The sequence below is a fragment of the Maribacter chungangensis genome, from assembly GCF_042676845.1.
GTDB lineage: Bacteria > Bacteroidota > Bacteroidia > Flavobacteriales > Flavobacteriaceae > Maribacter > Maribacter chungangensis.
On the sequence record NZ_JBHTHY010000014.1, the window covers coordinates 328,647 to 345,159 of the forward strand.

9 protein-coding genes are annotated in these 16,513 nt (G+C 39.7%); 1 reads left to right on the forward strand and 8 read right to left on the reverse strand.

The annotated features are described in order from the left end of the window. Positions 1-27: 27 nt before the first annotated feature. Positions 28-2,412 (reverse strand): ABC transporter permease, encoded by a 2,385-nt coding sequence (locus ACFQZJ_RS15655; protein WP_379935814.1) that lies wholly within the window; start codon positions 2,410-2,412, stop codon positions 28-30. A 542-nt stretch (positions 2,413-2,954) separates the two neighbouring features. Here ACFQZJ_RS15655 and ACFQZJ_RS15660 point away from each other — a divergent pair. Continuing rightward, on the forward strand, positions 2,955-4,115 hold the full coding sequence (locus tag ACFQZJ_RS15660) for a DUF3095 family protein (RefSeq protein WP_379935815.1): 1,161 nt from the start codon (positions 2,955-2,957) through the stop codon (positions 4,113-4,115). Positions 4,116-4,404: 289 nt separating this feature from the next. Here ACFQZJ_RS15660 and ACFQZJ_RS15665 read toward each other — a convergent pair whose 3' ends face one another. The 7 genes from ACFQZJ_RS15665 to ACFQZJ_RS15695 form a co-directional block, all read right to left on the reverse strand. Continuing rightward, on the reverse strand, positions 4,405-6,786 hold the full coding sequence (locus ACFQZJ_RS15665) for an ABC transporter permease (RefSeq protein ID WP_379935816.1): 2,382 nt from the start codon (positions 6,784-6,786) through the stop codon (positions 4,405-4,407). A 334-nt stretch (positions 6,787-7,120) separates the two neighbouring features. Further along, complete coding sequence (locus ACFQZJ_RS15670; RefSeq protein WP_379935817.1) at positions 7,121-7,267, reverse strand: DUF559 domain-containing protein; 147 nt, start codon at positions 7,265-7,267, stop codon at positions 7,121-7,123. Beyond that, positions 7,234-7,500, reverse strand: a complete 267-nt coding sequence (locus ACFQZJ_RS15675) for an endonuclease domain-containing protein (protein WP_379935818.1) — start codon at positions 7,498-7,500, stop codon at positions 7,234-7,236. Before ACFQZJ_RS15675 ends, ACFQZJ_RS15670 begins: the two co-directional genes overlap by 34 nt. Positions 7,501-7,772: 272 nt before the next feature. Beyond that, complete coding sequence (locus ACFQZJ_RS15680; protein ID WP_379935819.1) at positions 7,773-10,172, reverse strand: ABC transporter permease; 2,400 nt, start codon at positions 10,170-10,172, stop codon at positions 7,773-7,775. Between the two features lie 151 nt (positions 10,173-10,323). Continuing rightward, positions 10,324-11,430 (reverse strand): DUF2911 domain-containing protein, encoded by a 1,107-nt coding sequence (locus ACFQZJ_RS15685; protein WP_379935820.1) that lies wholly within the window; start codon positions 11,428-11,430, stop codon positions 10,324-10,326. Positions 11,431-11,479: 49 nt separating this feature from the next. Continuing rightward, positions 11,480-13,912, reverse strand: a complete 2,433-nt coding sequence (locus ACFQZJ_RS15690; protein WP_379935821.1) for an FtsX-like permease family protein — start codon at positions 13,910-13,912, stop codon at positions 11,480-11,482. 141 nt (positions 13,913-14,053) lie between these two features. Then, positions 14,054-16,471: an ABC transporter permease gene (locus ACFQZJ_RS15695; RefSeq protein WP_379935822.1), complete on the reverse strand. Its 2,418-nt coding sequence runs from the start codon at positions 16,469-16,471 to the stop codon at positions 14,054-14,056. Positions 16,472-16,513: the final 42 nt, after the last annotated feature.

Consider the following 16,513-nt stretch of genomic DNA (forward strand, 5'->3'; position numbering starts at 1 on the left):
ATTACTATTTTTTAATTGATGAATCAACTACTCCGTCCTCAAACTCTTTACCGGGTTTACCATCGCAGATTTCACCGCTTGTATACTTAAGGTTGCCGAGGTAATGACAAAGGCGATGAGAGCCGCCAGGGCGAACATCCACCATTTAATATCGATGCTGTACGCAAAACTGCCCAGCCACGCATTCATTACATACCAGGCAATGGGGAAGGCGATCAACGCCCCGATACCTACCAAGATGATGTAATCTTTAGATAAGAGTACTGCTATTTTTAGGACTCCCGCACCCAAGACCTTTCGGACTCCTATTTCCTTTATCCTTCTTTTTGCCATAAAGGAAATAAGCCCGAACATGCCCAAACAGGAAATAAAGATGGTCAATAAGGCAACGATATTTACCGTTTTCAGCATGCCCTCAATGAGGCGGTACTGGCCGCTTACTTTATCGGTCAAGTAGCCATGGGCAAAGTTCTTTCTAGAATCAATTTTGGCAAATGTCGCCGTCATCATATCCTGTACCGCTTTCTCCTGACCTTCGACCACACGGACGGATAGGTAGCGGTGTGCAGCCAAATCGTCTTTTTTATTGTAGTAATGCACCAAAGGTTCTACTACATTCTGTAGGTCTTGGTAATGAAAATCTTCCATGACCCCAACAATACGGTGGCCCTTAGAATCGTTGTTCTTCCATTTAAGGCGTTTTCCATCAATAGAGTTCCATCCAAAGGCCTCCATGGCACTTCTATTGATAATCACGGAGCGTTCCTCCCCATTATCCAAGGCACTGTCAAAATCCCTACCTTCCACTATCGGTATTTTAAGGGTTTTAAGGTAGCTATCATCGGTATAAGAACGACGAATGCGCACATCGGTATCCGTATTGGCATCGTAAAAACTGGTGTAATTAAAATAATAATCAGATGGAATGGCCTGGCTCGTGCTTACATTGGTTACATAGGGATTGGCTTTTAAATCGTTCAATAGCGCATTAAAGCGAGAGCTGGCGGCATCCAAATTTTTATAATCCAGGTCGATGTTCCCCACGATTACGTGTTCACGATCAAAACCCAAATCGGCATCTTTCATAAACCCGATCTGACTGTTCAAAATAATGGCGACACAGATAAAAAGTATGGCGATGGAAAACTGAAGAATAATGAAGGCGTTTTTAAGGAAGAAATTTCCTTTTGCACTATCGATCTTTCCCTTTATACCTTGGGAAACCGGCAGGGATACAAATCGTAAAGCAGGTAATACACCCACCACAAGGGTTACGGCTATTCCTAGAGCAATGGCACCCAAGACCACTGGATAATCATTTGTAAAGCTAAAATCGATCGTGCCAAAATCGGCACCAAAAACACCGTTCAACTGGGGCAATAGCACACCGAGGAAGAGTCCGCCAGATATTACGATGGACAATAAAACTAAAACACCATTTTCCAAACAAAATTGGGTAATGACCCCTTTTTTGCTTCCGCCCAGTATTTTCCGTACCGCAATATCCTTGGTTCTCCTGAACATGGTAGACGTATTCAAATTCAGTAGGTTTACCAGTACTAAAAGTAACACAAAAAAAGATGTTGCTATGTTGCCGCCAATAATGATACCGACCACAGGTATCGCATCCGTCCTCATTTTTGAGTGGGGCATTAGTTCCATTCGCGAAATAACGGCGGGGTCCGAATAGTTGTCCTGAACCAATTGATTAATCCTGCTTTCTAATTGCCCAACATCGGAATCTGGGCGTAACTTTAAAAATATAGGTGAAAAACTATTGCCCCAATTGGTTTGTTGTTTGAAAATAGGATTGTCCTTTAACAAAGTATTTGGCAACAAAACACCCATTCTAAAAGAAGAATAGGGACTTATAGGTTCTAAAACACCCGTTATGGTCAGGTTTAGTGTATCTGCAGCTATCAGGGATTTTCCAACCGGGTTCGCATCACCAAATAATTGTTGGCTTACCTTGTCCGTCAAAACGATAGAATACTTTTCCTTTAGTGCGGTACTTTGATTTCCGTGTTTTAATGGTAATCCAAAAACCTCAAAAAACTCTGGATCGGCATAGTTAGGTTCTTTTTGAAATTCGGCATCCCCTACTTCCAGCCAAATATTGCCCCATCCGTGTAAGTGGGTACCTGCCATTACCTCGGGCGAGGAACTTAGTGTTTTATCCAGTAAAGGATAAACGACCTCATTATAGTCGTTCCCATCGGCAAGATGGGTTTTTACATAATAAATTTGTTCTTGGTCTACAATGTTGTCATCGGCCACATAATAGGCGTACGTGGAGAACATCAACGTTAAAACACTTCCTATACCAATGCTCAGACCCAAAAGATTAAGAAAAGAAAGCATTCTGTTCTTCCAAAGGTTTCGAAACGATAATCTTAAATGGTTCAGTAGCATCACTATGTTCTTTTACAATTACCTAGATTGAACTTCCATGCGGTATCCATAGTTACAATGCCCTACGAAAGCTATTCGTTTAGGCGAAATAAATATCGGGGCAACTTAGGTGGGTCCTATTGCCCGTTATTTAGAAATCGATCTTCATGCCATAATTACAAAGCATTGAAAACGTGATATTTAAATAGTTATACTGGTTCAATTTGATATCTCATTGTAAAATTTATGGACAGTTTTTGTAAAAGAATTTTACAATACAAATACGAACTATACCTGTTAGTTCTGAAAAAACAAAAATTAGATTTAAACTACGCCTACTATCAAATAGGATTAAATGATTTGTAAACCCTAAATCTTAAGCCTCAACATCAATCCAAAACCATTTAAATACAACGTTTAAACTATCTCAAATCAGACTCCATTTTTTTAATTTCTGTTTTTGAGCTAAATCTGGTGAACATAGTTTACTGTACATTTGCGAAAAGAGAATATGGGTTCATATAAAGCTCCAACTTGTTTTGAACTGCCAGATTAAGCGGCTTATGGAAGGTACAAATAATTTTTACGAGCGGTTACCGAAACATTCCGGACCATTGCATAAAACCATTTCCAGATTAGATCTGTTCAATAGCGTTCCAAACGACTGGTATGTTGTAATGGCAGATGTACAGAACAGCACAATAGCCGTTGAAAACGGATTACATAATGAAGTAAATCTTGCAGCCACAGGAAGTATCATTGCCGTACTAAATGAAATCAAAAAACAGCCAAAAACATATAAAATTGCCTACTTCTTTGGTGGTGACGGCGCAACATTTTTAGTGCCTCCAACATTAATTGTGCACGTAAGTACCATAATTGAAGACTATCGCACACACGTAAGTGAAAATCTATTTTTGAATTTACGTGTGGGACGTATGCAGGTGATCGATATTGTTAACACAGGACACACCATAGCGGTTGCGAAACATCGGGTGACCGAATATCTTACCATACCCGTAGTACTGGGCACAGGTCTTAAGTATGCAGAACAAGTGATAAAGGATTCCTTTGTGCTAGAAACCACACATAAAACACTTGCAACCCCTGTTAACCTGATGGGTATGGAGTGCCGATGGGATGAAATAAAGCCTAGTGAAGATGTTAATAAAATAGTATGCCTGCTGGTATCCTGTGATGATGATTCTATGCAACCTGCCGTATATTCAGGTGTGCTGATGAAGATTCAGGAAATATTTGGCACCATGGTAGAAAGACGGCCCATATCTAGAACAAAACTAAAATTGGACGCTTCTATTGCTAAACTACGAAAGGAAATGAGTGCCCGTATTGGGAAATTTAAACTCGGTTATCTCCTAAAGAATTGGTTTTATACGTATCTCGGAGGTTTTTATTTCAAATATTTTGAAGAAGGAAAGCGGTATCTGGATAAAATAAGCCTTCTATCGGATACGCTTATGATAGATGGTACTATAAACACTGTTCTAGAAGGCGGTACGCCTGAAATTGAAGCTTTAGTGGAATACTTGGATGCGGTAGAGCAGGAAGGGAAACTGAATTATGGAATTCACGTTACGTACGCATCGGTAATGAGTTGTTATGTGCAAGATCGTAAGGACAAACACATTCACTTTGTAGATGGAACCGAAGGTGGTTATACATCTGCCGCGCTTATGTTAAAGAAGAAACAAAAGCTTATATAAACTCAAAATCCATAGCTATTTAGATATAATACCAATTTAACTTCCAGATGTCGCATAAAACAAGTTTCTTTTTTACTCATTTGTCGTCATAAAATAGAACTATAGCTATTGCTATGCTTAGATTTCATTCCTAAACTGAGAAAAAAATAATTCAAATTTTAAATACGACATTCAAAACTTAAATTGGTATAAGTATAAAAGTGTAAATCACTGTTTTTATTTAGCGCAATGAATACGCATCTTAGGCTATATATACTTTTAGAGTACCCCTAACCGGTAATGGGATTCTTTACTCCGTACGTAAACTTTCAATAGGGTTTTGTTTTGCGGCCTTAATACTATGCCAACTCACCGTTAGCATGGTTATGAGTAGAATTATACCACCCGCTAATGGAAATATCCATAAACCAAGGTCTATTTTATAAGCGAAACCTTCCAGCCATTTATTAGCAGTTACATAAGCAATTGGTGTAGCAAAAACAAAGGCCAGAATCACCCATTTCAAAAAATCCGTATTGAGCAGTACAAGAATTTCAGAAATAGAAGCTCCATTTACTTTTCGGATTCCAATTTCTTTGAACCGTTTTTGCGCAATCATTAATGAAAGTCCCAATACGCCCATAGCACAAACAAAAACCGCGATCAAGGCAAAAATCAGAATTAATTTTTTCTGTAAGAGTTCCGTTTTGTAAACGTTTTTGTAGAGGCTGCTTACTTCAAAATACTGAAAGGGATAACTGGGGAACAACGTTTTCCAAGTATCCTGAATATTTACCATGGCTTCTTTTCGAAAGGATGGTCTATAGGAAATAGCAATATTTTCCAACCAACTGTTTTCCCGTTTAAAAAGTGCCAAGGGCTCCACCTTTGTCTGTACTCCGGAAAGATGGAAATCTTCCACCACACCAATAATTTTTCCACTAGGAATCCGAACACCTTCCACCGGCGAGATCAGGGCAAAATCCTTACCGATCACCGCATTGGCATCTTGAAAACCTAAATACCGTAATGCCGTTTCATTTATAAGATACTCCCCATTACCTTCCTGATCTGTATTGTTTTCGGTAAAGTTTCTACCTCCTAAAAAAGGTAGCCCAAACACATTTGCAAACGAATAATCACAGGAAAAAACACCAATATACTTTGTGTCCTTGTTTGGGACATCCTTCATTGTAAAAGCGAACATATCATTTGTTTCGCCACCAGGAGGCGCCATCATAGCCGATACGGAACCGATAGCACTTTTACTAAGAAGTTCGGATTTAAATACTTCAAAATCTTTCTGTACCGCTGCGTGAACATAAGGTATCACTATTACATTATCTTCATCGGCCCCCATAGCATTGCCAAGCGCATAATCCGTTTGTCTTGAAATAACAAAAACACCTACGAGTAACACAATAGCCAAGGTAAATTGAGAGACCAATAGCACCTTATGCGTTTTCGCCGTGCTTTCTCCCTTAATTCTTTTTTCTAGGGTGAAGTTTTGAAATCGGTTTTTAACCACAGGCTGCACACCGGCCAGCAAACTTAGTAGGGAAAAGATCAAAAGAATAATTAGTACAAACCATTCGTTCCCGTCCATTAGATTAAACCGATACCGATTAAAAATGAATTTATTTAATTGATGCGAACATAACAGTACAACAACCAAGGAACTAAAAACTATAAGAGTACTTTCCAAAAGGAAATAACGCAGCATAATCCGTTTAGAAGATCCCAATATCTGGTTCAAGGCCAAAAATTTTCCGAGATACCCTGCCATTCCCAAGTTTAAACTCGTAAAATTACTCAGGGAAATAAAGAGTAGGATTAACCCAGCTACACCTAGCAAATATATATTGGTCATACTACCGTTAGGTTCGATCTCACGTAGTAAGTTCGATTTCAAATGAATGTCCTTCAGGTTCATGGTATGGGCCTGCATTTTTGCTTCGTCACCTTCTTCTATACCGTAATATTCATTTAATTTTTGAGAAATTTTATCGTTTAAGTTTACAGCAGTTGTCTTTTCCTTTAAAAGTAGGTACACATAAGCCCAACCGGCAATCACATCTGACCCGGGCATGATCAACAAATCTGGATGGATATGGCTTTCCTGAGGAAAATCTTCCATAACACCGAAAACCGTAAAATTTGTCTCTATGGTATTGTAATGACCGGGAGGCAAGGATATGAGTTGCCCCATTGGATTTTCATCACCAAAAATCCGATTGGAAAGAGATTTTGAAATTACCGCAGAACCCGGTTCGGCCAAGGCCCTATTATCGTTGCCTTCAATAAAAGTGACATCAAAAATCTCCAAAAAAGTATCATCTACCGCAAAGGCTTGGCTTATAGCAAAATGCTGTTCCTCTTTTAAAATAAGCTTGTCCCGTAATGGCATTAAACGCACCGAAGTTTCCAATTCGGGAATTTGCTCCGTGATTTCAGGAATCATTTTAGCATCCGAGATACGCGCAAATTGATTCCCTTCAAATGCCTCTGGGTGTGTGGTTGTTAACCTATAAATCCGGTCCGCCTTTGCGTGTGCGTTATCATAGCTTAATTCGTTTTTTAGCAATAATGAAATGAAGAGGACACCACATAAGCCCAATGACAGGCCCACCAGTTTTATGCTATTTAAAAAAGGTCGTTTTTTTATGTTTCTGAGCGCATATTTTAAAAGCATAGGTCTTTTTTTGCTGTTTTGAATTTAAGGTTTTTTATCGCTTATTTGAATTTTTAAATCCCAACCTTTCATTTTTATTTTGATACGCAGTACATAGTCAAATATGGCGTAATTTACTTTTACTTAATTTAAAAGTCCCCTTTTTAAAGCTCCCCTCTTTGAAAAAGAGGTGGGGGGGGGGGGGATCCGCCTTTGGCGGAGAAAGGGAGAGATTAGCGTTAAAAAAGAAATAATTCCATTCGATAAGTTAGTTCTGTATTATTAGTAATCACTTAATCCCTCCGTCTTCGCTAAAGCGAATCCACCTCCCTTTCAAAAAGGGAGGAGCTTTTTTCTACTCTTTTGTTTTATTATCCTTAAAATTCTCTCTGATTTCCATTAGAACTGATGGTAGATTATCAAAGATCATTTTATTCTCAAAACGTATTACAGTAAAACCCTCTCGGTTTAGGTAAGCGGTTCTCTTTTCGTCATACTCCATTGCCTTTCATTTTGATGAACTTCCCCATCCAGTTCTATAATCAGTTTATCGGATGCTAAATAAAAATCTACAATATAATTACCTATACTGTGCTGCTTGGCGAATTTCTTTCCATCAAGTTGTTTCGCCTTAAGCCTATTCCATAAAAAAGCTTCAGCAGGCGTTAGGTTTTTTCTTAACTGCCTTCGGGAGTTCAAGAGTTCCTTTCTATTGTGTAATTGTATTTTCTTCATTATTATTCCTACTTTTTTTAAAAGCTCCCCTCTTTTTCAAAGAGGGGTGTCCGCCTTGGCGGACGGGGAGATTAAGTGTAAAATTTTAAATCAGTTTAGTTTTATTTATTGAAACCCGATTACATAATCCCTCCCTTAGCAAAGCTGACACTAGTGCCTTCCTACCGCTCATACTTCGTTCAAAGGAGGTTAGTGAAAAATGGAGGTGCTTTTAAAACACGTATCGTTCAGCATACTAGTTAGTGTTCCCCCTTTGGGGGTTAGGGGGCTTTTTACTCAGTCCTCAAACTTTTGACCGGATTCTGTTTCGCTGCTTTTATGGCTTGAAAACTTACCGTTACTACCGTTACACCCATGGCACCTAGCATTGCTAGCACAAAAATCCACCATTTTAAAATCACGCGATACGGATATTCCTGTAACCATCCGTTCATGACATAGTACGCTATAGGCACCGCTATGAAACAAGAGATGACCACCAATTTTATAAAATCCTTGGAGAGCATGTTCCAGACATTAAATACGGTTGCGCCCAATACCTTTCGGACTCCTATTTCCTTGGTCCGTTGTTCTGCCACAAAGGAAGTCAATCCAAAAAGCCCCAAGCAACTAATTAAAATCGCTAAAGCAGTAAAGATTCCGGACAGGGTTCCAATGCGTTCTTCCGAAGCAAATTTTTCTCCATACTGGTCATCTACAAATTGATATTCAAAAGGGATAGCTGCAAAATGCTCCTTAAATACCCTTTCTACAATGGCCAAGTTCTGACTGGCACTCTGCTTTGGATTCAATCGTAAATTGTAATAACTACCATTATCGTTACGGTCATACACGTACATAGCTTGCTTTACCGGTTCGTAGGGAGACTGTGCGATCATGTCCTCTACCACTCCAATTATCTTTAATGGCGGGTTGGGGTCTTCATCGCTATCATCCTTCAATAATTGTCCTACGGGGTTTTCCATCCCTAAGTATTTTTTAGCCGTTTCGTTGATCAGGACCCCAAGGGAATCCGTCGCGAAATCCCGAGAAAAATCACGCCCCTCTATAATTTTCAAACCTAGTGACCTTGCATACTCTGGGGAAACTTCGGTCCATGCCAAATCTTCCTGAAACCCTTCTGGTTTACCTTCCCAGACAAATCCACTTCTGTTGGACCATATTTGTGTGGTAGGACTACTAGAAGTAGACATTTCAACTACGGCTCCCGACCCTATAAATTCGCTCCGCATTAGATCGGTCTTACCTACAAAATCTTGACTAAAGGTCGGTATTTGTATCAATCCTTCCTTATCATATCCGACCGGACGGTTCTTGGCATAATTTATCTGTTGCATAACAATAACGGTACCTATAATAAAAGCGACGGATACCGTGAACTGTACGACCACAAGTATTTTTCTTGGTAGTCCTGCATATCGCCCTGCTTTAAATGTTCCTTTTAGTACGTCTACAGGTTTAAAAGAAGATAGATATAGTGCAGGGTAACTACCTGCCAATAGCGCCGTAAAAATGATGAACGCTACGGAAATCATCCAAAACGAACCGCTTTGCCATGGGAAAGCAATCTCTTTTCGGGCAAGCTCGTTGAACCCGTTAAGGCATACTAACACTAGGAGCAGTGCTATGATGTATGCCAACACCACCACCAAGAACGACTCGCTTAAAAACTGATTTATTAATTGTCCTTTACTGGAGCCAATAGATTTTCGGATACCCACTTCCTTGGACCTTTTCTCGGAACGAGCGGTACTCAGGTTCATGAAATTTATACAGGCCAATAACAGTACAAAAGCACCAATGATCCCGAACAGCCAAACATATTTTATACGACCGCCCACTTGTTTTCCATTCTCAAAGTTGCTTCGTAAATGCCAATCTTCCATGGGAAACAAAAACAATTGGGGATTAAACTCCGCTGCATCCTCCGATAAATTCTTCTTTACATCTTTAATAGTGGCGGTTACTTTAGCGATACTCGTATTATCCGTTACTTGCACGAACATCTGAAAGGAATTGTTACCCCAGCTATCCTCCGCATTTCTAACCCATTCCCGCGTGGCCAAATATTTTTCCCATGGGATAATAAATTCAGTGTCGCTAAACGCGTTATTGAAAGGGATGTCGCTATAAACCGCACTGACGGACAAGTCAAATTCATTGCTCACCTTCACAACTTTTCCTATAGGGTCTTCATTACCAAACAGGGCGGTAGCGGTAGATTCGGACAACATGATGGAATTGATTTCTCGAAGTCCGTCTTTTTCTCCTTTTATTATTTTGAGGTTAAAAAGTTCAGGTGCTTCCCGTTGCATATAGTTCCCGGGTCTGGATAAACTTTTCTCTCCATACTTCAAATAACTGTCATTGGTCCAAGAGGCCATTATAAGGTATTTGAAATTGTCGCCATAACCATCCCTTAAACCCTTTTCCAATGGTCTTGGGATAGCGGGGCCGGTTCCTGTATTTCCATTAAAAGTTTGTGACTGAAAAATCTGGGCAATTTTATCCTTTTGGGGAAAGTAACTGTTATAGGAAAGTTCATCTTGAACCCATAAGCCAATGATAAGGGTAACGGCCATACCCAATGCAAGTCCACCAATATTGATGAGCGAATAGCCCTTATTATTCAATAGGTTACGCCAAGCAATTTTTAGATAATTTTTGAACATGATTGATTTTTTTGATTGATGATTGATGTTGCTCGTAACTAAAGACTCACTATTTATGAAAACGTTTCAGTTCTAAGCATAAATTTTCTGTTTTTTTAATTTCAGTCCGATAATCCTTTAAGAGTTTTGTGTTCGTGTATTCATTAACAACTCACTTAAAAATCTCCTTACCTGAGTTGATATCTCGAATTAAATTATCGATGTACCCCACGAAATCCTTATTCTTTGTCTTGCTTTTGGCAGATTCACAAAATTGAAGTGCTTTCTTCTTGTCACCCTTGTAAAAATGTCCACTTACCATCCCTAAGTGGGCGTATACATCGTCCGGATTTTTCTTTACGTTCGATTTAAAAATTGAAAACGCCTTTTCATGTTCGCCCTTTAGGTTTAAATCGATGCCATAGTACACCAAATCTTCCGAAGACCCTAGTGGAAATGCCTTTTCCATGGCGACATCCGCTTCATCCTGTCGGCCCAATTTTGCTAAGAGTCCGGCATAGGTAGACAGCGTTTTAAAGTTTTCTTCTCCAAAATAAGTATTGATGGAGCGATCAGCCCATTCCAAACCTTCCTCCAAATTGATGTTATTTACCAAACAATAATTGGCCGCGGTATGTAGGTTTTGCCAATAGCGATAAAAGATGCCTGAGTTGACCTCTCTTCTGAAAGCCTCCATTTGGGTTTTGTGGATATCTACCGAGACCGTAAACGGAACCCTTAAGAATTCCCAATCCATCGCCACCACAGCACTATTATCGGTTTGATCTCTAAAAGAGTAAGTAAGCCGTTCTACCAGCTTACTTAACTTTTGGGTAGGAACATCCACTCTAAGCGCATCGTCTCCTTCTTTGTAATAAAAACTGCCCCAAGCAGTATTGAATTTAGAGAATATCAAGGTTGCTTTGTCCGGGGCCATTGCTATAAAAAACCCGTATTTACCTTTAGCCAAGGGTTTTCCTTCAATAAAAACATCGGCAGAAAATTCAATTGTGGTATTCTCGTTGGCACCTGCACGCCAAGGTGCTGCCTTGCTCGTTCCGTATTCCAAATCATTAAAACCAAAAGGTACCAACTGTCCCCAAATTTTTCCTTCCCGTCCATTGACCGCGGGTCTGGAATAGTCTATAGTTACCGCTGTAATACCAATATTTTCGGAAACCATGGCTTTTTTATTCCCATCTCTTGGTAGCGTTATCTGTGCCTGTATTCCCCAAATAGAAGATAAAATTAGGCATGTCTGTAAGACTATATTTTTCATGGTTAAAAATTTAACTCCATTTTTGTTGGTAATGATTACCACTATTTTTTCACTCCGTCCGCAAACTCCTCACAGGATTCACGATAGCCGCTTTTATACTCTGGTAGCTTACCGTTAAAATGGCGACACCAACCGCCAATAATGCCGCTAGGGCAAAGACCCACCAAGCAATCTCTATTCGATAGGAGAAATCTTCCAACCATTTGTTCATTACAAACCAGCCCAAGGGCAAAGCGATCAAAATCGCAATACCCACCATTTTTAAAAAATCGGTGGTCAGTCGATAACTGATTTGACCTACACTAGCCCCCAAGACTTTTCTGATTCCGATTTCCTTTGTACGCTTTTGGGCATTGAAAGCGGCCAATCCAAACAGTCCCAAACAAGCTATTAAAATCGATAAGAACGTGAATACCGTAAATATTTTACCTAACCGCTGTTCTGTATCGTAGGTAGCGTTGAAGGATTCGTCCATAAATCTATAATTAAAAGGTTGGCCCGGTGCCATTCTATTCCAAACACTTTCAATATTCGCCAGTGCTTCCGAAAAATTTCCTGCTTTTAATTTTACTGCAATATTCCCCGTAGAACGGTCCAGAAAGAGTCCTAATGGTTGAATGTTCTCCTTTAAAGATTCATAATGAAAATTCTTGACCACGCCAATTACCGTGAAAAATTGAGGCTCTGTTAGTTCTATATCTTCCGAAATGCGCATTCCTAACGCTTCGGTTGCACTTACCCCAATAATAGGTAAGGTGGCTTCGTTTATAATAACCGAAACAGAATCGCTTACCATTGTTTTATCAAAATCACGCCCCGCTATAAGAGCCATATCCAAAGTAGAAATGTAATCATGATCAACGCTCCAAGTTTGTATATGAATTGCATTTTCCTGGTCCATGGCCCCTTCCTTAAAATACGAACTATTGGACCGCCATGATGGCGTGGGCAAAAATCCGCTGATCGTAGCGTTCTCTACCTGACTCAAATCCTTAATCTCCTCCTTAAATGCCGTAATTTGATTTCCTAGGGAAAAGGTATCATCCAAAATAACCGTTTGATCTTTTGTAAAGCCAAGATCCTTACCTTGTATATAGTTTAACTGTTGAAAAACCACTAAGGTTCCTACGATCAAAAACACGGAGATACCAAATTGAAAAACAACCAAAGCATTTCTAACGGCACCTCCCCCAACACTATTTTGCCCTCCACCTTTAAGGGTTTTTACCGGCATAAAGCGCGACATGAAAAAAGCAGGATAGCTACCGGAAAACAAACCTAATAGTACGGTCGCACCTAGAAGAACCATCCAAAATAAGAGATTACCATAAGGCAGGGTTATTTCCTTTCCTGCAAGTTCATTAAAATACGGAAGCAACAGGGCACTTAGAGAAACACCGACTATGAGGGACAAGACAGAAATCAAGACCGATTCGGTAAGGAATTGCCACACCAACTCTCGCTTATTGGAACCCAAGGTTTTCCGAACCCCTATCTCCTTTGCCCTTTTTAAAGAATAGGCGGTGGACAGGTTCATAAAATTAACACTGGCAAGCACCATTAAGAAGAGACCAATAAAAGATAAAATATATACGTTTTGAATACTACCGTTAGCACTCATTTCTTGATCTCTACGAGAATATAGATGAATGTCGGTCAAAGGCATGGTATGATAGCGGATGTAATTCCCCGATGCAGCAAAAGACTCACCGGTCATTCCGGGAAAATATTGCTGTGCCCATGGTAGCATATAGTCATCGAGCATACCTTGTAAAGGTTCTTGGAACTCATTTATATCGGCACCTGGCACCAACTTTATAAACGTAACAAAATTGTTTCCTCCCCAATTATTTTCTTTGGAAGCGGGGTGTCCTTCCATGGCCATAAAAACTGAATAGCCTTTAAGTACGGATTTTTTTGGCAGGTAATCTATGACACCAGTGATAGTGTACGTATCGGTATTATTGAGTAACAATCGTTTTCCCAAGACGTCTTCCCGACCAAAATGTTTTACAGCGGCAGCTTTGGTTAGCACCAGGGTATTGGGTTCCGTAAGTGCATTATCGGCATCACCGCTTAATACTTCAATTCCAAAAAATTTGAAAAAGCTGGCGTCGGCAAAGGCAACACTAATTTCTTTAGCGTTAGCTTCCTCACCTACCGGCCTTACGAGCGCAGTGCCTCTGGTACGTAATCTAACCGTTTGTTCTACTTGAGGAAAGTCATTCTGCATAGCGGCTGCCATTGGTGCAGCAGCTTCGGCCGCTCTCATTTCCGCGCCTCCAAACTTAATGTCGGTATCTATACGGAAAATTCTTTCGGAATCTTGGAACATGGTATCATGACCCACTTCATCAACTATATACAGTGCAATCAGCAACGCACCGGTGATACCTATGGATAGACCAAATATGTTGAGAAACGTAAAAAAGGATTGCTTTTTAAGGCTTCTCCAAGCGATTTTTAGATTGTTTTTTAACATGATGATTTAGTTTTGATTGACCGATGCTTGATTTTTTTATATTTCTTGATATACCTGAACAAACCCTTGTTTTGCATTTAGTATTAGTACTGTAATCGTTTTGTCTCGCAAGCGTTTTGCCCTTTGAGACTCAGGGGATTTTCATTCCGTTCGCAAACTTTTTAAAGGTTTTATCAATGCGGCTGTTATGGATTGATAACTGATGGTAGAAATAGCAATGACCATGGCAATGCTGCCTGCAATCAAAAAAATATCCCACCCAATACTCACCCGATACACAAAATCCTCTAACCAACGGTTCATCATATACCAACCCAATGGGATGGCCATAACAATGGAAATTAAAATGAGTTTCATAAAATCCAATGTCAATAACCGATAAATACTTTTAAAGGGAGCACCTAAGACCATGCGAATACTTATCTCCTTTTTACGTTGTTCCACCATAAATGCGGAAAGAGCAAATAAGCCCAAACAAGCTACCAAAATGGCAAATAGTGCAAAGCTGTTGAAGATACTGCCCATTCGTTGTACATCTGCATGCATTTGGGTAAACTCCTGATCCAAAAAACTATAATTTACGGCCTGGTTAGGTACATTTTTATTCCAAACAGCCGCTATGGAAGCTAAAGCTTCGTTGATGTTCCCTTTATCTAGTTTTATGGAAATCGACCCAATGTCCTTCCCGATAACTAATGATAATGCCGATATATCCTCTTTTAACGACTTAAAATGAAAATCATCTACAACACCAATGATCGTCCAGTCCCTGTGATTATTATTTATCTGCTTGCCCAAGGGATCTGTCAATCCCATTTCTGAAACCATTTTTGAGTTAATGATAATAGAGTTTGTAGAATCCGAAGCGAATTCCTTAGAAAAGTCCCTACCCTCTTTTAATAGTATGCCTAATGTTTTTAAATAATCATAGTCTACCTGCCAAATTTGGGCGGAAACACCCTTAGTCTCGTTCCCTGTGTTGGCCAATCTAAATGTATTCCCATTTCTTTTGCCACCATCTACAGGTAAATAATTGGTAACAGTTGCATTTTTTAGTTGTGGTAGTTGCAAAAGCTGTTCTTTAAAAGAACTGGTATTGGTACCCAAAACGCCTGTTCCTTCCAAAATTACCACCTGCTCTTTGTCATATCCCAATTCCTTTTGCAGGATATAGTCCATTTGCTTATAAATAATCAAGGTAGCAATAATCAAAACAACGGAAGTCGTAAATTGAAAAACCACTAGACCGCTGCGCAGTCTTCCGCTTTTGCTCCCAATACTAAGGCTTCCTTTTAGCACATCTACCGGTCTAAAGGCCGATAAATAAAAAGCGGGGTATAAGCCTGCTAAGTATCCGACCAAAAGTGAAGCTATAAGCAATATAGGTATGAACCCCCATGCCATCCAAGGCATCGTTATGGTCTTGGCGGCAATAGTGTTAAAAGTCGGAAGTAATAGCCAAGCGATAAGCACGCCAAGCACAAAAGAAATCCCACTAAAAATCACGGATTCTGTCAGAAACTGGGAAACAAGATTGTATTTAAAGGCACCAACGGTTTTCCGAAGTCCAACTTCCTTTGCCCTGTTGGCAGATTTTGCGGTAGATAGATTGATGAAATTTATAATGGCCAAGAGCAGCACAAAACCGGCAATGGCAGCGAACAACCAAACAAAACGGATATCTCCATGCTTTAGATTATCGGCCATTTTAACATCGGAATATAAGTGTATGTCGGTTATGGGCTGTAATTTATATTCTAAGGTCTTCAGAACTTCGATAAAATCCGGTGCTCGGCCTCTTTCCTTTTGAGCCGGAATAAAATAATCTTCTATTATAGAGAACATCTTCTTCTCCAATGCAGGAATATCTGAATTTGAATCAACCAACACGTAGGTAAAATAATTTGTACTCGTCCAACTATCGTTAGTATCGACAACTGGTAAAATAAATTCATAATCCAAATGAGTATTATGAGATGACTCCGCCATCACTCCCGTAACTGTAAACGGCTTGCCTGCATCGTTATCCAAAATAATGGTCTGTCCTAGGGCATCGCCGTTCTCAAAGTACTTTTCGGCCTTAGATTTGGAAATAACGATACTTCTTGGGTTGATCAACGCTTCTTTGGTATTACCCTGCTCCAGTTCAACCTCCAAAATATCAAAGGCACTTTGATCGGCGTAAATAAAACCTTCTTCAAAAGTATTCTGTGATTTTCCTTTCAACCTTATACCGCGTTTACCGGCACCAAAGAGTTCCGTAGTATTTACTTTACCTGCTTTTAAGATTTCCGGAAAATTGGACTGTAAGGCTTCCGCAAAAGGCAACTGAAAATGAGTGCTTTTCATAACTTCCCCATTCAACATGCCTTGCATGACTACCCTATATATTTGATTTTTCTTAGCGTAATGTTGGTCATAACTTAGCTCATCGCGAATAAATAAAGCTATTAATAAACAAGCAGCGATGCCCATAGCAAAACCGCCAATTTTGATACTAGTGAAGAGTTTATCCTTTTTAATGCTCCTCCAGGCAATTTTTAGATTGTTTTTTAGCATGACTGCTCAGTTTTTGATTGATATGATGAATTCTTTAAGAAT